This is a genomic window from Pararhodobacter sp. (assembly GCF_034676545.1).
GTDB lineage: Bacteria > Pseudomonadota > Alphaproteobacteria > Rhodobacterales > Rhodobacteraceae > Pararhodobacter.
This window is the reverse complement of record NZ_JAUCBZ010000015.1, coordinates 2,111,346-2,131,680: the sequence shown is the minus strand read 5'-3', so window position 1 is coordinate 2,131,680 and position 20,335 is coordinate 2,111,346. Positions and strand designations below refer to the sequence as shown.

The window sequence follows — 20,335 nt, the reverse complement described above, 5'->3', positions numbered from 1 at the left end:
CTCTATGGGTGTTCCATTTTTCTTGCGTTTTTACACTGGATTGGTCGCCGCTGCGGCGCCGATCTGGTGGTTGGCGCTGGAAATCCGCAAACGCAAAGGCTTGGAAAATCCGGATCGGATTGCGGAAAAATTCGGCAACGCGCAATTGGCACGACCGAGCGGTCGGCTGATCTGGTTCCATGCCGCCAGCGTCGGCGAAAGCCTTGCGCTGCTGACCCTGTTCCGTCGCCTCGAAACCCGCCAGCCCGCTCTGACGATACTGCTGACGACTTCGACCTATGCGTCCGAAAAAGCGCTGGATAACAACACCCTACCGGCGAACGTCATTCACCAGTACGCACCGATCGAGACCCCGACCGCGGTGCGTCGTTTCCTGAACCATTGGCAGCCGGATGCCCTGTTCATCGCCGAAATCGACCTCTGGCCCACAATGATGTTGCGAACCGCCGAGCGCAGTATTCCGATCTATCTGATCAACGCGATCTTGACCGAAAAAAGCGTCGAGCGCCGACTGCGAGCCGCCAAATCCTATGCCTATTTGATCAAACTGATCACCCGGATTCTGGTGCAGGATGAAACAAGCGTTGCGCGGTTCGTGCGATTGGGCGCTGCGCCCGAACAGCTCGAGGTGATGGGTGTTCTGAAAAGCGCCTCCGATCCGCTGCCCGACCAACGCGTCGAGCGTGAAAAACTGGATCAGCTGTTGTGCAGCCGCCCGCGGTGGCTTGCTGCGGCCACGCACGAAGATGAAGATCGTCTGATCATCGCCGCCCATGCACTGGCTTGCCAAAGCCTTCCTGACCTGTTGTTGATCCTGGCCCCGCGCCAACTCACGCAGGCCGACAAGACCGAAGCCGAGGCGCTGAAATCCTTTCGCCATGTTGCCCGTCGCTCGCGCAAGGAACCGATGACCGAGGATACGCAGGTCTATATCGCGGATACGATGGGCGAGATGGGCCTGTGGTATCGGATGAGCAAAATCGCGTTTCTGGGGCATTCCCTGGCGCTCGACCAGCGGCCGATGTTGGGGAAAAACCCGTTCGAGGCGCTGCAATTGTCTTGCGTTGTGATCCACGGCCCGTCGGTCAGCCATTTTGCGCAAAGCTACGCGCGGTTGCAGGACATTGGTGCCGCCCGCCAAATCGGGTCGCCGACCGAACTTGCGCAAGCTGTGGTCGCGCTGCAAGATCCGGCGCTCAGGCAACCGTATCTGGCGGCCGCGCAGTCTCTGGTCGCGGCCAATATGGAACCTTTGGAGAATGCCTTGCGGGCCATCGACGCCTTCGTGAACGCGGCCAAAGACGACGCGCACGAGCTGGCGAACAGCCCGATGTGACGGAATTGCCACTGTGCAAGGATACACAAAACCTGTGCATCCGGGATCAGCGGATCACGGAATTGAGATGAGTAGACAGGCAAACTTGTGCGTAACTTGAAGATCTGACCCATTCACGAGGAGACCACCATGTTTCGCAAAATCGCCCTGATTGCCATTTTGGCCGGTTGCAGTCTGACCGGTGCCGCTGTCGCGGATGAGCAAGCCGATCCAAACATCGCCGCGCGTCAAAGTTATATGGATCTGCTTGCGTATAATCTGGGCGTAATCGGTGGTATGGCGCAAAACCGCATGCCCTATGACGCGGAGATGGCCGCAACAGCCGCCGCGAACCTGCATACTCTGGCCATGGTCGATACCCGTCGCATGTGGGCCGATGGGACCGACAATTTTGACACGGAGGGGACCCGAGCCCTGCCGGCAATCTGGGAAAACCCCGATGATTTCGTGGCGCGTTTTGTCACGCTGCAAACCGCCACCGAGGCGATGATGGCGGCGGCGGGAACGGATCTTGCATCGTTGCAGGGTGCCATGGGCGGCCTTGGTGGCGCCTGCGGGGCGTGCCACCAAGCCTATCGAGAGCCACAGTAATTGATGCGTCTTGTCGCGGGCCTTGGCATTTCCTGCCTCATCGGGGGAGCGGCGCTTTTTTGGGCGCTGACACGGCCCGCGTCCCTTCCCGATGAAACGCTCGCCGTTTTGAGCACGCATCCGGGGGATGCGACCTCGGGCGAAGCGGTGTTTTGGGCGGCGGGGTGTGCCAGTTGTCACGCGGCACCGGGTCTGGAGCCAAACGCGCCGACAGAGGCCCGCCTGCGTTTGACGGGCGGGCACGCGTTCGCCACGCCATTCGGCACGTTTCGGGCGCCGAATATTTCCATGCACCCCACCGAAGGCATCGGCGCTTGGTCGCAAACCGACTTTGCGCGCGCGGTCTTACTGGGCGTCGCACCAAACGGTGCGCATTACTATCCGGCGTTTCCCTATACGACATATAGCCGCGCAAGCCCCCAAGATATCGCGGATTTATGGGCGTTCTGGCAAACCCTTCCTGCCGATGCGACACCGTCGCAACCGCATGAGGTCGGGTTCCCGTTCAGCATCCGGCGCGGGCTTGGCCTTTGGAAGCTCTTGAATTTCAACACGGATTTTGTAGCCCCTGAAAGCGACGATCCACAACTGGCGCGTGGTCGCTATCTTGTCGAGGCCCTGGGCCATTGCGCCGAATGCCATACACCGCGCAACATTGCGGGTGGGTTGGATCGGTCGCTGTGGCTTGCGGGGGCAGCCAACCCGGCTGGCGATGGGCGCATTCCGGCGTTGCCGCCAAGCGGGTGGTCTGCTGACGATATCGCCGCCTATCTTCAAAGCGGCTTTACACCATCCTTTGATGTGGTCGGCGGCTCGATGGCCGATGTCATCGCCAATACGAGCCGCCTGTCGCCCGAAGATCGGGCGGCAATTGCCACCTATATCGTGGCGTTCAGATCATCGCCCAATCCGTGAACTTTTGGGCAGGCCGCGGCGCGGGTTGGGCTGGCGTCGGGGCAGGGTTGGACTGGCGTGCAGGCTTGGTCATGTTGGATCCATTTGCTTGACGAGAATCGTCGTGGCTACAAACATCTGTTGCGCGTGATTTGCAACAGGTTCAAACTAAATTTGGGCGAAATTGAGGCGACTTATCCACAGGCTCGGCGGAACTGCGCCGAGCACGCATTCTCCCTTGACTTGCAGGCGCGGGAATGGCCAAACCAAGCCCATGACAGCCGCTCGTTTGACCATTGATCTTGATGCGATTGCCGCCAATTGGCAGCGGCTGGATCGCCTGTGCCGCGCCGAAACTGGCGCAACCGTGAAGGCCAACGCCTATGGCCTTGGCGCGGACAAAGTCGCCGGCCGGCTGGCGGGGGCCGGCGTGCGCACGTTCTTCGTGGCGCTGGCCGAAGAAGGCGCCGTCATCCGCAAGGCGGTGGGTTCCGGGCCGCGCATTTTCGTGTTTTCAGGGCATATGGCGGGAGACGCGCAGACATTGCGCAACCTCAACCTGATCCCCCTGCTGAACTCTGCCGAGCAACTGGTTCGCCATCTGGAGGTCCTGCCGCATCACCCCTTTGGCGTTCAACTCGATTCCGGGATGAACCGGCTGGGGATGGAGGCCGCAGAATGGGCGGCCGTTCGCGACCTCGCGATCTCTGCCGAACCGGTTCTGGTGATGTCGCATCTGGCTTGCGCCGATGAACATGAACATCTGTTTAACGCGCAACAGATGGATAATTTCCTCAATATGACAGCGGGTTACACGGGGCCAAGATCTCTTGCGGCCACCGGCGGCATTCTGCTGAATCCGGAATATCACTTTGACCTCGCGCGGCCCGGCATTGGCCTGTACGGCGGCGCACCTTTCGACGAGGCGCGCCCGGTTGTGACCTTGTCGCTTCCGGTGATTCAGGTCCGCGAGGTCGCCAAAGGCGAACCCGTGGGCTACGGTTGCACATGGCTGGCCGAGCGCCCGTCACGCATCGCCACGGTGGCCGCCGGGTACGCCGATGGCATCCTGCGGTCACTGTCCAACGCTGCCAAGCTCTGGGATGGCGCGACGCCCTGCCCGGTTGTCGGCGGCGTCTCGATGGATCTGATCACCGTTGATGTGACGGACCTGACCGAGACCCCCGAACTCGCTGGATCTGCTGAATGAACACCAAGGGATCGACGCGCTCGCCGAGGCTGGCGGAACCATTGGCTACGAGATTTTGACCAGTCTCGGCGCGCGATATCGCCGTCGCTACCTGGGGTCCTCACTATGACCATCACCACGGCGCTTGGCGCAACGGGCCGCGCCATGGGCGATATTCTGGGCGCGATTGGCCGACTTGTGCTTTTTGCCGTGCAAACCCTTGGCTGGATCGTCCGACCACCGTTTTACCTGCGCGAATTCCTGATCCAGATGGTGCAAATCGGCTGGCTATCCCTCCCCGTCGTCGGCTTGACCACGCTTTTCACCGGCGGCGCCCTGGCATTGCAAATCTACTCCGGCTCTGCCCGGTTCTCGGCGGAGTTTACCGTCCCGTCGATCACGGCAATTGGCATGGTGCGGGAATTGGGGCCGGTTTTGGGCGGCTTGATGGTCGCCGCGCGTGTCGCGTCATCCATCGCGGCGGAAATCGGCACGATGAAAGTGTCGGAGCAAATCGACGCGCTGCGGACGTTGGCGGTTGAACCGATGCAATATCTCACGGTGCCGCGCGTGGTTGCCGCAACGCTGGCAATGCCGATTCTTGTCGCGGTTGGCGACGCAATCGGCGTCTTGGGCGGCTATGCCGTTGGAATCTCCCGGCTTGGTTTCGATGGCCCTCTGTATCTTCGTAACACATTGGATTTCCTGGAGTTCTGGGACATTGCCTCGGGTATGATCAAGGGGGCGGCGTTCGGATTTCTGGTGGCCTTGTCCGGCTGCTATTTCGGCATGAATTCTGGCCGCGGCGCGCAGGGCGTCGGTGAAGCGACGAAATCCGCTGTCGTCTTGGCGTCAATCTTGATCTTGGCCGCCAACTATTTGCTGACAGAAGCGTTCTTTTCCGCATGATTTCATGCCGCCAATATCGTCAAGTCTTTCGGCACAAAGCGCGTCCTCAAAGGCGTTTCTTTTGATGTCGAGAAAGGCGAAAGCCTGGTGGTGATCGGCGGATCAGGGACCGGAAAATCGGTGTTGATCAAGTGTTTGCTGGGATTGGTGCGCGCGGACAGCGGCTTTGTCCGCGTGGCCGGGTTGGAGAACCCGCGCCCGCAAATCCTCGCCGAGCAGGTCGGCATGCTGTTTCAAGGCGGGGCGCTCTTCGATTCGCTTCCCGTCTGGCAGAATGTTTCGTTTCGCCTGATGCGCGGACGGAACCGACTCGGCCCGGCGGAAGCTCATGCATTGGCGGTCGAGAAATTGGCACGCGTGGGATTGGGTGCTGAAACAGCAGATCTGTTTCCGGCCGAATTGTCAGGCGGCATGCAAAAACGCGTTGGCCTTGCACGCGCCATTGCTGGCGACCCGCCGGTCTTGTTTTTTGACGAACCCACCGCCGGTTTGGATCCGATCATGTCGGCGGTCATCAATGCCCTGATCCGAGAGATCGTCACGGAAATGGGGGCAACCGCGGTGACGATCACCCATGACATGCGCACGGTCAAAGACGTGGGTGACAGGGTTGCGATGCTTCACGAGGGGCAGTTCTATTGGCAAGGCACGACCGCGGACGCCTTCACCACGACCGACCCTATCATGCAACAATTTACGCACGGCCGCACCACCGGCCCGATCCCGACGCTGCGCTAGGAGATGTCGTCATTCGGCGCTGCCAATTTCTGCGCAGTGGCGGGCGTGATCTCGGTCATAATGGGGTTGGGAGGCGTTCCATTGGGCCAGGATGTCAAGCGCACCGCCCGCATCCCGCGGCTTTGACCAAGTCGCCCGGAGGCGTGTACCGAGCCGTCCAGCGCGACAAGTTGCACCTCTTCGAGGTTCGAGAGCGGCAGGGTCAAGGCACTGTCAACGTCGAGTTCCAACACCCGAGACAGGGGCAGCGTGATTCGGCCCAACTCTGCCCTGAGTGACGCGGGCGCGCGCAGGACCGACGCCTCCAACGCCTCGGCCCAGCCCGACCCGTCGGCACTTGCAGGCGCGGTGCCGCTCGCAGTCTCCGTCTCTTCGGCATCCACGCAAGGAAACGCAAAAACCAACTGTGCTGGCCTTGATTGATCACCGCTCACCAGCGTTACGTCATGCGTGACCAAGTCGAACTGGGTGTCGTCCAGCAGCACGGCCAGCAGCCGATGGTCGGGTACGGCTTGCACCAGATGCATCGCCGCCAAGGTCCCGGATTCAAGGCCGGCAAGCGTCTTGTCCAACATTTCCGCCAGCAGACTTGCGTCGGTGGGGGTCGGTCGCCGAGGGATCGCGGCGCGTGAGCCAAGACGGCCAATCGTCATCGCCTCAATAATCGCAGAAAAGCCCGATTGATCGAGAATCGCCAAAGCCGGGCCCGAGTCGCCGGCGGTCAGAAGCGCCACAAAGGCATCGGTATCAATGCTGTCGAGCAATTCTGATTGGCTGACGGTTTGGCGCTGTGTCTTGCCTTGTTCCGCGACCAAATGCGCCGTTGCCGACACCGCGCGTGCAAACGAGCGCCCGATCCCTTGTGCCGGTCCCGTCAAGACGGGACTGGCCGCTTTGGGAGCGGGGGTTCGCGGCGAGAGTTTTCGCCGCAGCACCGTCGTTTCGCGGGTTTGCACGGTCATAACCAGAGAGTCCTGCCTTTTTCACAAGATCGCAGGTACACGTTAACAAACCCTTGTCAAACTCACTCGTCGGACAGGCGCGAGACAACAATTGTCACCTCGGGCTTCTTTCCGATTTCATCGACACACACATGCCGCACCCGACGCTTGATCGTCTCGGAGAGCTTGTCATCGGACGCCAGAACCTTGTTGCCGGCGCGATCCAATTCGGTGGCCAACTCTTCTTCGATCACCTCAGCCAAAGGACGGCGCGAACGACCCTGCCGCGCAAGACCCAGGCACTCGGCCCAAGCCTCGCCCATCGGCAAACCATCTTCATCAATTATCAACGTCACCATGACAAGACCGTTCAAGGCCAGCTTCATCCGTTCCCGGACGACCCCGTCCATCGCCCCATAAAGCACGGTGCCATCGAGGTACAAACGCCCGGTTTCGACAAATTCCACGACCTCGGGCTCGGCACCCGCAAGGTCCAGCATGGTGCCGTTGGGCGCGATGGCGGTGATCATGCCACGCGCGGCACCCAGACGCGCGTGTTGGCGCAGGTGACGGTGTTCGCCGTGCATCGGGATCAGGATTTTGGGACGCACCAGCTCATGCATGCGCTCCAGATCGGGGCGATTGGCATGGCCTGAGACGTGAAACGCGCCTTGGGTGTTGTCGACGACATCGACGCCCATTTCGGAATAGGCGTTGACGATCTTGAAAACACCACGCTCGTTGCCGGGAATGGTCATTGAGGAGAACAGGAACAGATCGCCCTCTTTGAGGGTGAAACCAAGATACGAGCCGCGCGACAATTGCGCCGAAGCGGCACGACGTTCGCCCTGCGACCCGGTCACGATCAGCATGAGGCTTTCTCGTGGAAGGTCTTTGGCCTCTTCGGCGCTGACTGTCGGCGGGAAATCGAGCAAAAGTTTGGTTTCCGTTGCCGTGCGCACCATGTTTTGCATGGCGCGACCCAACAGGCACACCGACCGACCGGCGGCGCGGGCGGCCTTGGCCAACGTGCGGATGCGGGCGACGTTCGAGGCAAAAGTCGTCGCGATGACCATGCCCTCGGCACCGCGTACCAGTTCGGTGATGGCGGCCGGCAAGGAGCTTTCGGAACGACCGGGATGAAGCGAGAAGACGTTGGTCGAATCACAGACCATGGCATGAACGCCCTTGTCACCAATGGACCGGAACAGTTCTTCATCGAAAGGTTCACCAACGCCCGGTGCCATGTCCAGTTTGAAATCGCCGGTGTGCAAGATGCGACCCGCCGGCGTTTCGATCAACAGGCCCGAGGCCTCGGGCAGCGAATGCGAAACGGGCACGAATTGCACCCGAAAGGGGCCAAGCTCGACAACCTCGGGCATAGCGCCGACGGTGATCACCTGATCCGCTGGTTGCCCGGCCTCGATCATCTTCTTGGTGGCAATTCGGGCGGTGAAGTCGCGGGTGTAGATCGGCGCGCGCAGACGGCTCCACAAATGGCCAAGGCCACCGACGTGATCCTCATGCGCGTGGGTGATGAAAATCCCGTCCAGCCGGTCGCGGCGTTCTTCGAGCCAGGCAATATCGGCCATGATCAGATCGACGCCGGGGGTGCCATCCATGTCCGGAAAGGTCACGCCCAGATCGACCACGATATACCGCTCGCGATTCTTGGGGCCGTAGCCATAGACATAGGCGTTCATGCCCACTTCGCCGGCCCCACCCAGCGGCAGATAAATCAGTCGTTCACGCGTCATGCGGTGTCCTTGTTATGCGAATGGATGACGGTCAGACCGTGCATCGTCAAATCGTCTTCGATCACATCGAAGAGCGTATTGCCCTGAGCAAACAACGAGGCCAACCCCCCTGTCCCCACGACTTTCATCGGTTGGCCGTATTCGGCTTTGATACGAGCCGTAATCCCCTCGACGAGGCCTGTATACCCCCAGAACACGCCTGACTGGATACATTCGACAGTATTCTTGCCGATTACGTTCTCTGGCCGCGAAATATCGACATGTGGCAGCGCCGCAGCCCCTTGGTGAAGGGCCTCGAGGCTGAGATTCACGCCCGGAGCGATCACGCCACCAACATAGGCGCCATCCTCTGCCACGACGTCGAAATTGGTCGCGGTGCCGAAATCAACGACGACGACATGCCCACCGTGGCGATCAAACGCCCCGGCCGCATTGGCAAGCCGATCCGGCCCCGGTCGCACGCCGGGCTCCACCCGTGGCGGCACCGGCAACAGGCATTCGGGCTTGCCGACGACCAACGGGCGACACTCGAAATAGCGGTCACACAGGACCCGCAAGTTAAACACCACACGCGGCACGGTCGAGGAAATGATCACGTCGGTAATCCTCACATCGAGTTTGTGCAGCGACATCAGTGTCGAGAGGTAGACGAAATACTGGTCAGCAGTGCGCCGATGGTCGGTCGCCGAACGCCATGTGCCGATAAAGTGAGTGCCATCCCAAATCGAAAACACGGTGTTGGTATTTCCGGTGTCGATACAAAGAAGCATGAGCCCCCCTCAGGGTCAGGGAAAAAAGATGTCCGCGGCCGGGACGGTAACGCGGCCGTTTCTTGTGTCGAGGACCAGCGCACCAGTCTCGTCGATTGTCTTGAAGACGCCGTGGATTTCGTCGTGCTGGGTGCGGGCGATCAACGGTTCGCCCAGCCGCGCGACCCGCGCCAGAAAGGCGGTGCGGACGGGTTCGAATCCATAGGTGACCAGCCGTTCTTCCCATTGCGCATAGACCGGGGCGAGGTGGTTCAGAAACTCCTCTGGCGTCACCGAAATCCCGGTTTCATCGCGCAGACAGGCCGGCGCAAAGCCGCCGGCATCCGGATTTGCGGCCGGGCGGGACCTCAGGTTCACCCCGATGCCAATCGCCAGCACGCCCTGCCCCGTGCTCTCGAGTAAAATGCCCGACAGCTTGCCGCCATTCAGCAACACATCATTCGGCCATTTCAGGGCAAATCCGATCTCCAGCCCGGTGATTGCGATCAGCGCCTCATGCAACGCCAACGCCGCCACAAAAGAGCGCAGCGCCAGTTTGGCGGGGGCATCCGTCAGCCGGATCGCCAAGGTCGCAGAGAAATTTCCCGGCGGGTCAGCCCAGGCGCGTCCACGTCGCCCGCGACCCGCCGTCTGTTGCAATCCCAGAAACCAGGTGGGGTCCGTCAGCCGTGATGCTTGGCGCAAGGCTTCGGCGTTGGTGCTGTCCACTTGCGACAGCACCACACGCTGATAGCCCTGCGGCCAATGCGGCGGATTATTGGACAAGAGCCTGCGCCGCGATTGCAGCAGGGCCCTCGATCCCGAAGAGGTTGAAAACGCCCACCAAGGTGATCGCCGCCGCCGCCAGAGTCAGCCAACGCTGAACGGGCGCGACATCGGCGTCGAGCGGATCGACTTCACTGCCGAAATAGATGAAATACACGATCCGCAGGTAATAGAACGCACCGACCACCGACGCGATCACCCCGATCACCGCCAACAGGATGTAGCCCGCGTCGATCACCGCGGTCAGCACCGCGAATTTGGCCCAAAAGCCGATCAACGGTGGCACGCCGGCAAGGCTGAACATCAGGATCAGGATTGCCAGCGCCTGCATCGGTTGCGACTTCGAGAGCAAATTCAGGTCGTCGATCTGCACAACAGGACGACCTTCCCGGCGCATCGACAGGATGAACGCAAAGACGCCGATCGACATCGCGACATAGATCGCCATGTACAACAGCATCGCCTTGACGCCCAACGCAGAGCCCGCCGTCAGGCCCAGCAACGCAAAGCCCATATGCGAGATCGAGGAATAAGCCATCAGGCGCTTGAGGTTGCGCTGGCTCAGGGCACCGATGGCACCGACCACCATCGAGGCACCGGCGAGGAAGCCCAAAATCTGGCCCCAATCCGCCGCAGCCTCGCCAAAGCCCGAGAACACCAGCCGCGCCAGCAGACCCATGGCGGCAACCTTGGGGGCGGTGGCGAAGAAGGCGGTGACCGGCGTTGGCGCGCCCTCGTAGACGTCAGGCGTCCACATATGAAACGGCACGGCGGAAATCTTGAACGCCAAGCCCGCCAGCATGAACGCAAGGCCCATCAGCAGCCCGATCGGCAGATGCTCGCCGTGAATGGTGCTGGCGATATCGGCCAAGCGGGTGGTGCCAGCGTAGCCATAGATCAGCGAAGCGCCGTAAAGCAACATACCCGACGCCAGGGCACCCAGCACAAAATACTTGAGCCCCGCCTCGGTTGCCTTGACGCTGTCACGACGGAACGCGGCCAAAACGTAAAGGGCCAGCGATTGCAATTCCAGCCCCATGTAAAGCGTGATCAGGTCACTGGCCGAAACCATGACCATCATGCCCACGGTCGCCAGTGCCACGAGGATCGGATACTCGAAGCGCATCAGGTTGAGGCGCTCGAAGTAATCCATGCCCATCACCAGCACGGCGGCGCCCGACAGCAGGATCGCCACTTTGGCGAAGCGGCCAAAGGCATCATCGACGAACAACCCGCCGAACCCAGAGCGGGTCTCAGGTTCCAGAACACCAACCAGCACGGCCAGCAAAAGAAGCACGGCAACGGTTCCCCAAGTCAGCGGCACCGCCAACTTGTCTTTGCCGAAGTAAGCACCCGCCATCAATGCCACCAGTGACCAGATCACCAGCAGGATTTCAGGAAGCGCAATCGAAAGATCAACCGAGGTCATCTGGGTGGGCCTTTCAGTGGCTTGGGGCGGCGGGAGCGGCATGGGCAGCCGCGTCAGCGACCACCTCGGTGCCAACCGCGGCATTATAGTGAGTGAGAAGATTATCGACCGAGGGGCCGATCAGGTCGGTGACCAGGGCCGGATAGACGCCCAGCAGCAGGGTCATCGCCAACAAGGGCGCGAACATCAGCTTTTCGCGGGCGTTCAGATCCTTGATGGACTTGAGGCTTTCCTTGATCAGCTGGCCAAAAACCACCCGGCGATACAGCCAGAGCGCATAGCCCGCCGACAGGATCACGCCCGTCGCCGCGACCGCGGCAACCCAGGTGTTGGCCTGGAATGCCGCCATCAGGGTCAGGAACTCGCCGACAAAACCCGAGGTTCCGGGCAAGCCGACGTTGGCCATGGTGAACAGCAGGAACACCGCCGCATAGGCCGGCATCCGGTTCACGAGGCCACCGTAGGCGTCGATATCGCGGGTGTGCATGCGGTCATAGATCACGCCAACCGCCAAGAACAATGCGCCCGAGATGAAGCCGTGGCTGATCATCTGGAAGATCGCCCCATCAAGGCCCTGCTTGTTCAGGGCAAAGATGCCCATCGTCACAAAGCCCATATGCGCGACCGAAGAATAGGCCACCAGTTTCTTCATGTCCTGCTGCACCAAAGCAACCAGCGATGCATAGACGATGGCAATCGCGCTGAGCCAGAGGATCAGCGGCGCGATGATCTCGGCACCCGCCGGGAACATCGGCACCGAGAAGCGCAGGAAGCCATAGCCGCCCATCTTCAACAGAACCGCCGCCAGAATGACCGAACCCGCCGTGGGTGCCTGAACGTGTGCATCAGGCAACCAGGTGTGGACCGGCCACATCGGCATTTTCACCGCAAACGACGCGAAGAACGCGAGGAACATCAGCGTTTGCGCGCCCCCGGCGATCTGCCAGCCCAGCAAGGTGACCGGACCTGCGTCAAATTCAAAGGACAGCAGCGTCGGAATGTCGGTCATGCCGGCCTGGATATACATGTAGATCATCGCCACCAGCATCAGCACCGAGCCGATGAAGGTATAGAGGAAGAACTTGAACGCCGCGTAGATGCGGTTCTTGCCGCCCCAGATGCCGATGATCAGGAACATCGGGATCAGACCGGCTTCGAAGAACAGGTAGAACAGCACCAGATCCAGCGCCACGAACACGCCGATCATCAGCGTTTCCAGCAGCAGGAAGGCGATCATGTATTCCTTGACCCGGTGCGTCACGTTCCAGCAGGCAGCAATGGTGATCGGCATCAGGAAGGTGGTCAGCATGACAAACAGCACCGAGATGCCATCGACCCCCAGTTTATAGGTCAGACCCATGATCCAGGTCCGCTCTTCGACCTGCTGAAAGCCGGTGTCCGAGGGGTCAAAGGTAAACAACAAGATCAGCGAGATCAGGAAGGTTGCCGAGGTCGCCACCAGCGCAAGCCATTTGGCATTGCGCTGCGCCGCTTCATCTTCGCCGCGCAGGAATACGGCCAAAACCAGCGCCGCCACCGCGGGGGTGAAGGTGATGATGGACAGAAGGTTCAGCATCAGTGCGCCCCTCCGGTGAGCGTAACATAGGTGACAAGTGCCGCGATCCCGAGGACCATCGCAAATGCATAGGTGTAGAGGTAGCCGGACTGGACGCGTGCATAGACGCGGTTCAATTTCGGCAGGACGGAAAGCGACAAGCCGTTGAGGAACCCGTCAATCGTGTTCTCATCGCCGCGCTTCCACAGGAAACGGCCAAGGGCGATGGAAGGACGCACGAAGATCGCCTCGTAAATCTCGTCGAAGTACCATTTGTTCAGCAAGAAGCGATACAGGATCGGCTGGTTTGCCGCCAGTTTCCCCGGCAGATGCGGTTTCATCATGTAGAACAAATACGACAGGCAGAAGCCGAACACCATTGCGATGAACGGTGCAACCTTGACCCAGACCGGCGCCTCGTGGGCGTTGTAAATCGTGTGGTTGCTGTCGAGCATGAAAATGGAATGACCGAACCACGCGTGCACAAACTCGTGCGAGCCAAAGAACGGATCGTACCAGATCATCCCGGCCAGCACCGAGCCCACCGCCAGAACGCCCAGCGGGATCAACATGGTCAGCGGGCTTTCATGGGCGTGCTCGTGCGTGTGCTTGTCGCCCCGCGGTTTGCCGAAGAACGTCAGGAACATCAGACGCCATGAGTAGAACGAGGTCATCGCCGCACCGATCACGAGGAACCAGAAGGCATAGGTCGCCCCGCCGCCAAACGCGCTCTCGATGATGGCGTCCTTGGAGACAAACCCGGCAAAGCCGATGTGGGTCAACGGGATGCCAACGCCGGTGATCGCCAGTGTGCCGATCATCATCGCCCAGAACGTATAGGGCAATTTGTGACGCAACCCGCCGTAATGGCGCATGTCCTGCTCGTGATGCATGCCGTGGATCACCGAACCGGCCCCCAGGAACAGCATCGCCTTGAAGAACGCGTGGGTCAGCAGGTGGAACATGGCGACCGAATAGACGCCCACCCCCGCGGCCACGAACATATAGCCCAGCTGCGACATGGTCGAATAGGCGATCACGCGCTTGATGTCGTTTTGCACCAAACCGATGCTGGCCGCAACGAATGCCGTCATGGCCCCGATGAAAACGATGAAAGCGCGGGCGTCGTCGGCATATTCCATCAGCGGCGACATGCGGCTGACGAGGAACACACCGGCGGTCACCATCGTTGCCGCGTGGATCAGTGCCGATACCGGCGTCGGGCCTTCCATTGCGTCGGGCAACCAGGTGTGCAGGAACAACTGCGCCGATTTGCCCATCGCGCCGATGAACAGGAAGAAACACACGACATTGACCGCGTTCCAGTTGGTCCACAGGAAGTGGAGCGTGGTCTGCGACAGTGTTTCGGCCGCGTGGAAGATATCGTCGAACTTGACCGAGTCGGTCAGGAAATACAGCATCATGATGCCGATGATGAAGCCAAAGTCACCAACCCGGTTGACGATGAAGGCCTTCATGGCCGCCGCCGAGGCGCTGGGTTTCTTCCAGTAGAAACCGATCAGCAGATAGGACGCCAGGCCCACGCCCTCCCAGCCAAAGAAGATCTGCACCAGGTTGTCGGCGGTCACCAGCATCAACATCGCGAAGGTGAACAGCGACAGATAGGCAAAGAACCGGGCGCGGTAAGCCTCGGTCTTGGTCCAGTTGTCGTCATGCGCCATGTAGCCGAAGGAATAGAGGTGAACCAGCGCCGAAACTGTTGTGACGACGATCAGCATCACGGTCGTCAGACGGTCCATGCGGATCGCCCAATCCCCGGCCAGGGTGCCCGAGTCGATGAAGCGAAACAGATGGATGGTCTGATCGGCACCGTCAAAGGTCAGGAACGTGATCCACGACAGGCCCGCCGACAAGAACAGCAGCGCCGTGGCAATGATCATCCCGGCCTTTTCGCCGATTGCGCGCCAAAACAGACCGCAGATGATCGCGCCCAACAGGGGAGCAAAGAGAAGCATCGTTGCCATCGGTCTTAGCCTTTCATCACGTTGACGTCTTCAACGTCAATCGTGCCGCGGTTCCTGAAGAAGGTGACCAGGATCGCCAGACCAATCGCGGCCTCAGCGGCGGCGACGGTCAGCACGAGCATGGTGAAGACCTGACCCACCAAGTCACCCAAATGGTTCGAGAAAGCCACCAGATTGATATTTACTGACAGCAAGATCAGTTCGATCGACATCAGGATCACGATGACGTTCTTGCGGTTCAAGAATATCCCGAAGATCCCGATGACGAACAGCGTTGCCGCTACCGTCAGGTAATGCTCAAGTCCAACCATGGTCCGTTCCCTCCGAGCGTGTCGCCCGTTCTTGTCGTTATCAGCGAGGCACGCCCGCCTTTGTCGTTCAGCGTTCAGCGGGTCTACGGCAGCACGGGGATAACCGCACCACGAGGCCCGCTGTCAATTCACAGTCCCTGCCCGGGCTTCACGTCTTTCAATTCCATCGTCTTGGCCGGGTCACGCCACATCTGGTGCAGTACTTTCTGGCGTTTGACATCGCTCCGGTGGCGCAGGGTCAACACAATCGCGCCAATCATGGCAACCAGCAGGATCAAGCCCGCCAATTGGAAGACCAGGAAATATTGATCATACATGATCAATCCCAAGGCCCGGGTGTTGTCGACCACAGCCAGATCGGGTGTCGGCGCCAGTCGCAGCGCCGCCGCGCCGTCTGCCCCGGACCAGGCCCCATAGAGCAGCGCCAATTGCATCAGGATCACAACGCCCACCAACGATGCCAGCGGAAAATAGCGTGCCATTTCCCCCCTGAGCGTGGCGAAATCAACGTCGAGCATCATCACCACGAACAGGAACAACACGGCCACGGCACCGATATAGACGATCATCAGCAGCATCGCGAGGAACTCGGCGCCCAGCAGGACAAACAGTCCCGCCGCCGACAGAAACGTGAGGACCAACCAGAGCACCGCATGCACCGGGTTCCGCGCCGTCACCACCAGCAGGGCAGCGACCACCACAACAATGGCAAAGGCGTAGAAGGCAAAATCAGCAACGCTCATGCGTCCTTCTCCTTGGTATCTGCAAAGACCTTCTGGGCAAGTTCCAGGGCCTTTTGCATGGCGGGCAGGCCGCCGAACATGCTCATCAGCCAGATCACCTCGGTGATCTCGCGTTCGGTCGCGCCTGCCTCGAGAGCGTGCCGCACCGTCAGTTTGATCTGTGGTTCGGCCTGTGCGCCCAAAACGGTCAACGCCGCCAGAGTTACCAACAGACGTGTCTTGGCCTCAAGTCCGTCGCGGTTGAACGCGCGGCCAAACCACATCTCCAACATATCCGCGGACATCGTGGGAAACAGCGCGCCCACATCAGGCAGTTGCGCAGCCTCAAGCCTTGGGTTGAAGGTCCGCATCATTTCCTGACTGGATGCCATCATCTGCTCAAGGATCTTGGTGTAAGGATCGCTCATGTCATGTCACCGATAAGGCGCGTCGATTTCGAGATTGCGCGCAATCTCGGATTCCCAACGGTCGCCGTTGGCGAGCAGGCGTTCCTTGTCGTAGAACAACTCCTCGCGGGTTTCTGTGGCAAATTCAAAGTTCGGTCCTTCGACGATGGCGTCCACCGGGCAGGCCTCTTGGCAGAAACCACAGTAGATGCATTTGGTCATGTCGATATCATAGCGCGTGGTGCGGCGGCTGCCGTCATCGCGGGGTTCCGCGTCGATGGTGATCGCCTGCGCGGGGCAGATCGCCTCGCACAATTTGCAGGCGATGCAACGTTCTTCACCATTCGGATACCGGCGCAGCGCGTGTTCGCCCCGGAACCGGGGGCTCAACATGCCCTTTTCGTGCGGATAGTTGATCGTCACCTTGGGCGCGAAGAAATACTTGAAGCCCAGCCGAAAGCCGATCACGAAATCCGAGAGCAGGAAGTATTTGACGGCACGGGTATAGTCGACTTGCTGTGTCATCTTCAGCCCCCAATCGCCCAGCGGGCCCAGAAGCCGCCGAACAGTTCAAACTTTGCCAGAAACGACACCAGCACAACCCAGCCCAGCGACATCGGCAAGAAGACTTTCCAGCCAATGCGCATCAACTGGTCGTAGCGGTAGCGCGGTGTGATGGCTTTGACCATCGAGAACACGAAGAACACCGCCAACATCTTGAGGATCATCCAGTGGATGCCATCGGGCAGGAATTCGACGGGAGACAGCCAGCCGCCAAAGAACATCAGGCTGATCAACGCACACATCAGCACCACGGCAACCAGCTCACCGATCATGAACAGCAAGAACGGTGTCGAGGAATATTCCACCTGAAAACCGGCGACCAGTTCGGCCTCGGCCTCGGGCAGGTCGAAAGGCGGACGGTTGGTTTCCGCCATTGCCGAGATCAGAAACAGGAACAGCATCGGGAAATGCGGAATGAAGTACCAGTGCAGCAAGCCATAGCTGCCGGCCTGGGCATTCACGATATCCGAGAGGTTCAAGGAGCCGGTCGAGATGATCACACCGACGATGATCAGGCCGATCGACACCTCATACGAGATCATCTGCGCCGCCGAGCGCAAGGAGCCGAGGAACGGGTATTTCGAGTTGGAGGCCCAGCCGCCCATGATCACGCCGTAAACCTCAAGCCCGGAGACGGCGAAGATATAGAGGATGGCAACGTTGATATCGGCCAGCACCCACCCGTCGTTGAACGGGATCACCGCCCAGGCGATCATCGCCATGACAAAGGTGATCATCGGCGCCAGCAGGAAGACCGCGCGGTCCGCCCCTGCCGGGTAGATCACCTCTTTGACGATGTATTTGATGAAGTCGGCGAAGCTTTGCAGCAGGCCGAACGGGCCGACCACGTTGGGTCCGCGCCGCATCATGACGGCCGCCCAGATCTTGCGATCCGCGTACATCAGGAATGCCAGCGCCACCAGAAGTGGCACGATGATGAGGAGCACCTGCCCGACGAGCAAGAGGGAAATCCCCAGGTTGGTATTGGTAAAGAAGTCAGCCATGTGTTGTCCTCAGACCGTCGGTATCCCCTGTTCCGTACAATCGGCAACGGTGACTTCCGCGTCGATGGTATGAAACCCACGGGGCAGTGCGGGCGAGACGGTATAAACCGCATCGGCCCGCCAAAGACCACCCTGTTCTGTTACGTTGGTGCGCACGTGGCGCGCGAATCCGAAACCCCTGATCAGGGCGTATTGTGCAGCGGCACAGCGCGAATAGGCAATGGGGTCTTGTGCATCGCGCGCACCCTGCATTGTTACGATGAAATGCACCAGATCGTCCTCGAGCAGACGCGTCTGGACCCCGCGATAGACGGCGGTTTCCGGCGCGCCCAAAACCGCATCAGCCGGTTGGCTGGCAGCCGTGACACAGCCCGCCAGACCCATCAGGGCCAGCGAGGTTGTGATCACAAAGGGAGCGCTCTGCATCATGCGTTTACTCTGCCGCCATTGGTTTTGCCGATCGGGCCGCAACTCCGGCACTGAGTTCGGCCATGAGTGCCGAGGCCCGGGCAATCGGGTTGCTGAGATAGAAATCGGCGATGGCCGGGCGGAACGTCGCATCACCCAAGGCATCCGCGGGTTCGGCGCGCCACTCATTTTCCGGCACCTCATCAATCATGTCCAGATGCGGCACGGCGGCAATCATGGCCGCGCGCAACTGCCCGAGGCTGTCCCAGGGTTGGGTCTGCCCGGTTTCGGCGGACAAGGCCCGCAGGATTGCCCAGTTTTCCTTGGCCTCGCCCGGTGCGAACCCGGCACGGCTGGCCAATTGAGGCCGCCCTTCGGTGTTCACGAAGACGCCCTTTTCTTCGGTATAGGCGGCCGCCGGCAGAATCACGTCGGCACGATGCGCGCCCCGGTCACCGTGGCTACCTTGATAGATCACGAACGGGCCTGCCTCGATGTCCAGCTCATCCGCGCCCATGTTGAAGATCACATCGGCCCCGTCGGTCGCCGCCAGCAAGCCGCCTTCGGTCACGGCGCCCACATCCAGCGCGCCAACCCGGCCCGCTGCGGTGTGCAACACCAGCAGTTTTGATTGCGAACGCTCGCAGATCTGCATCGCAGTCGCCAGAACCGCCGCGCCATCAGCCTCGCGCAGGGCGCCCTGACCCAGAATCACCAGCGATGGCGCATCGAGCACGTCGCTGTGATCCCGTTCGAGGATCGCCCGAAGCGCCGCGCGATCGGTGCCGGAATGGTGATACTCATAGGTGAGGTCAGCCGCCGCACCCACCAGGCCAATCTGTGCACCGTTCAACCACGCCTTGCGGATGCGCGCGTTCAACACGGGCGCCTCATCGCGCGGATTGGTCCCAACCAGAAGAATGTACTTGGCGCTGTCGATATCCTCGATCGTTGCCGTGCCGACATAGCCCGAACGGTTGCCCGCTGGCAGACGCGCGCTGTCAACCCGGCACTCGACCGACCCGCCCAGCGATTCTACCAGTGTTTTCAGAGAAAACGCAGCCTCGGTCGAGGCGAGATCGCCGACCAGTCCGGCCAGTTTTTTGGCCCCGGTCATGGCTTTGGCAGCGGCGGACAACGCCTCGGCCCAGGTCGCTTTGCGCAGCTTGCCATTCTCGCGGATGAACGGCGTATCCAGACGCTGACGGCGCAAACCGTCCCAGACAAAGCGCGTCTTGTCGGAAATCCATTCCTCGTTCACGCCGTCATGGTTGCGCGGCAGAATGCGCATCACTTCGCGGCCTTTGGTGTCAACGCGAATGTTCGATCCCAAAGCATCCATCACGTCGATGCTCTCGGTTTTCGTCAATTCCCACGGACGCGCGGTAAAGGCGTAGGGCTTGGAGGTCAGCGCCCCGACCGGGCACAGATCAATGATGTTGCCCTGCAAGTTCGACTCGATCATCGCGCCCAGATAGGTGGTGATCTCCGCATCCTCGCCCCGGCCCGTCTGGCCCATGACGGTGACGCCCGCCACTTCGGTGGTGAAGCGCACGCAGCGCGTGCAGGAAATGCAGCGCGTCATGCAGGTCGCCACCAGCGGACCAAGCTCGAGATCCTCGGAGGCGCGTTTGGGCTCGCGGTAGCGGCTGAAATCCACGCCATACGCCATGGCCTGATCCTGCAGGTCGCATTCGCCGCCCTGATCGCAAATCGGGCAATCGAGCGGGTGATTGATCAGCAGGAATTCCATCACGCCTTCGCGGGCCTTTTTGACCATCGGCGAGTTGGTTTTCACCTCGGGCGGTGCGCCCTCTGGCCCCGGACGCAAATCCTTGACCTGCATCGCGCAGGAGGCGGCGGGTTTGGGCGGGCCGCCGACCACTTCGACCAGACACATCCGGCAGTTGCCGGCAATCGACAACCGCTCGTGATAGCAAAACCGCGGCACTTCGATGCCGGCGACTTCGCAGGCCTGAATAAGGGTCATCGCGGGATGAACCTCGACTTCGATGCCGTCGATAATGATCTTGCGAAGCTCTGACATGGCTTACCTTACT

Annotated in this window: 19 protein-coding genes and 1 pseudogene; 6 read left to right on the top strand and 14 right to left on the bottom strand. The window is 60.5% G+C overall.

What is annotated here, in order from left to right:
- The first annotated feature begins 4 nt into the window (after positions 1-4).
- The 6 genes and pseudogenes from VDQ28_RS14055 to VDQ28_RS14030 all read left to right on the top strand — a co-directional run bounded on the left by VDQ28_RS14055 (position 5) and on the right by VDQ28_RS14030 (position 5,657).
- On the top strand, positions 5-1,336 hold the full coding sequence (locus tag VDQ28_RS14055; RefSeq protein ID WP_323036531.1) for a 3-deoxy-D-manno-octulosonic acid transferase: 1,332 nt from the start codon (positions 5-7) through the stop codon (positions 1,334-1,336).
- A 129-nt stretch (positions 1,337-1,465) separates the two neighbouring features.
- Positions 1,466-1,927, top strand: coding sequence for a cytochrome c (locus tag VDQ28_RS14050; RefSeq protein ID WP_323036530.1), 462 nt, complete (start codon positions 1,466-1,468; stop codon positions 1,925-1,927).
- Between the two features lie 108 nt (positions 1,928-2,035).
- A complete protein-coding gene (locus VDQ28_RS14045) occupies positions 2,036-2,842 on the top strand; it encodes a cytochrome c (RefSeq protein ID WP_323036529.1) in 807 nt (268 codons plus the stop codon).
- Between the two features lie 253 nt (positions 2,843-3,095).
- A pseudogene (gene alr / locus VDQ28_RS14040) lies at positions 3,096-4,140 on the top strand (alanine racemase).
- Positions 4,137-4,919 (top strand): ABC transporter permease, encoded by a 783-nt coding sequence (locus VDQ28_RS14035; RefSeq protein ID WP_323036528.1) that lies wholly within the window; start codon positions 4,137-4,139, stop codon positions 4,917-4,919. Before alr ends, VDQ28_RS14035 begins: the two are co-directional and overlap by 4 nt.
- 15 nt (positions 4,920-4,934) lie before the next feature.
- Positions 4,935-5,657, top strand: coding sequence for an ABC transporter ATP-binding protein (locus VDQ28_RS14030; protein WP_323038130.1), 723 nt, complete (start codon positions 4,935-4,937; stop codon positions 5,655-5,657).
- Here the strand turns inward: VDQ28_RS14030 and VDQ28_RS14025 are convergent.
- The 14 genes from VDQ28_RS14025 to nuoG all read right to left on the bottom strand — a co-directional run bounded on the left by VDQ28_RS14025 (position 5,654) and on the right by nuoG (position 20,322).
- Positions 5,654-6,619 (bottom strand): FliM/FliN family flagellar motor switch protein, encoded by a 966-nt coding sequence (locus tag VDQ28_RS14025; RefSeq protein WP_323036527.1) that lies wholly within the window; start codon positions 6,617-6,619, stop codon positions 5,654-5,656. The two genes, VDQ28_RS14030 and VDQ28_RS14025, sit on opposite strands and share 4 nt — an antisense overlap.
- Positions 6,620-6,681: 62 nt before the next feature.
- Entirely contained in the window at positions 6,682-8,355 is a 1,674-nt protein-coding gene (locus VDQ28_RS14020; RefSeq protein WP_323036526.1) for a ribonuclease J, read from the bottom strand.
- A complete protein-coding gene (locus VDQ28_RS14015) occupies positions 8,352-9,125 on the bottom strand; it encodes a type III pantothenate kinase (protein WP_323036525.1) in 774 nt (257 codons plus the stop codon). The genes VDQ28_RS14020 and VDQ28_RS14015 overlap by 4 nt, the downstream gene beginning before the upstream one ends.
- Before the next feature lie 15 nt (positions 9,126-9,140).
- Positions 9,141-9,890 carry a biotin--[acetyl-CoA-carboxylase] ligase gene (locus VDQ28_RS14010; RefSeq protein ID WP_323036524.1) on the bottom strand — a complete coding sequence of 250 codons (750 nt, stop codon included), beginning with the start codon at positions 9,888-9,890 and terminating at the stop codon, positions 9,141-9,143.
- Positions 9,880-11,319 (bottom strand): NADH-quinone oxidoreductase subunit NuoN, encoded by a 1,440-nt coding sequence (gene nuoN, locus VDQ28_RS14005; RefSeq protein WP_323036523.1) that lies wholly within the window; start codon positions 11,317-11,319, stop codon positions 9,880-9,882. The genes VDQ28_RS14010 and nuoN overlap by 11 nt, the downstream gene beginning before the upstream one ends.
- 13 nt (positions 11,320-11,332) lie before the next feature.
- Positions 11,333-12,895, bottom strand: a complete 1,563-nt coding sequence (locus tag VDQ28_RS14000) for an NADH-quinone oxidoreductase subunit M (protein ID WP_323036522.1) — start codon at positions 12,893-12,895, stop codon at positions 11,333-11,335.
- Positions 12,895-14,859, bottom strand: coding sequence for an NADH-quinone oxidoreductase subunit L (nuoL, locus tag VDQ28_RS13995; protein ID WP_323036521.1), 1,965 nt, complete (start codon positions 14,857-14,859; stop codon positions 12,895-12,897). The genes VDQ28_RS14000 and nuoL overlap by 1 nt, the downstream gene beginning before the upstream one ends.
- Before the next feature lie 5 nt (positions 14,860-14,864).
- Positions 14,865-15,170: an NADH-quinone oxidoreductase subunit NuoK gene (gene nuoK, locus VDQ28_RS13990; RefSeq protein WP_323036520.1), complete on the bottom strand. Its 306-nt coding sequence runs from the start codon at positions 15,168-15,170 to the stop codon at positions 14,865-14,867.
- Between the two features lie 128 nt (positions 15,171-15,298).
- A complete protein-coding gene (locus tag VDQ28_RS13985; RefSeq protein WP_323036519.1) occupies positions 15,299-15,913 on the bottom strand; it encodes an NADH-quinone oxidoreductase subunit J in 615 nt (204 codons plus the stop codon).
- Positions 15,910-16,320 carry a carboxymuconolactone decarboxylase family protein gene (locus tag VDQ28_RS13980; RefSeq protein WP_323036518.1) on the bottom strand — a complete coding sequence of 137 codons (411 nt, stop codon included), beginning with the start codon at positions 16,318-16,320 and terminating at the stop codon, positions 15,910-15,912. Before VDQ28_RS13980 ends, VDQ28_RS13985 begins: the two co-directional genes overlap by 4 nt.
- Before the next feature lie 6 nt (positions 16,321-16,326).
- The gene (gene nuoI / locus VDQ28_RS13975; protein ID WP_323036517.1) at positions 16,327-16,824 is read right to left on the bottom strand and encodes an NADH-quinone oxidoreductase subunit NuoI; all 498 of its coding nucleotides are present in this window, start codon (positions 16,822-16,824) and stop codon (positions 16,327-16,329) included.
- A 2-nt stretch (positions 16,825-16,826) separates the two neighbouring features.
- Entirely contained in the window at positions 16,827-17,867 is a 1,041-nt protein-coding gene (nuoH, locus tag VDQ28_RS13970) for an NADH-quinone oxidoreductase subunit NuoH (RefSeq protein WP_323036516.1), read from the bottom strand.
- A 9-nt stretch (positions 17,868-17,876) separates the two neighbouring features.
- The gene (locus VDQ28_RS13965) at positions 17,877-18,293 is read right to left on the bottom strand and encodes a hypothetical protein (RefSeq protein WP_323038129.1); all 417 of its coding nucleotides are present in this window, start codon (positions 18,291-18,293) and stop codon (positions 17,877-17,879) included.
- Positions 18,294-18,300: 7 nt separating this feature from the next.
- Positions 18,301-20,322 (bottom strand): NADH-quinone oxidoreductase subunit NuoG, encoded by a 2,022-nt coding sequence (gene nuoG, locus VDQ28_RS13960; RefSeq protein ID WP_323036515.1) that lies wholly within the window; start codon positions 20,320-20,322, stop codon positions 18,301-18,303.
- Positions 20,323-20,335 lie beyond the last annotated feature (13 nt).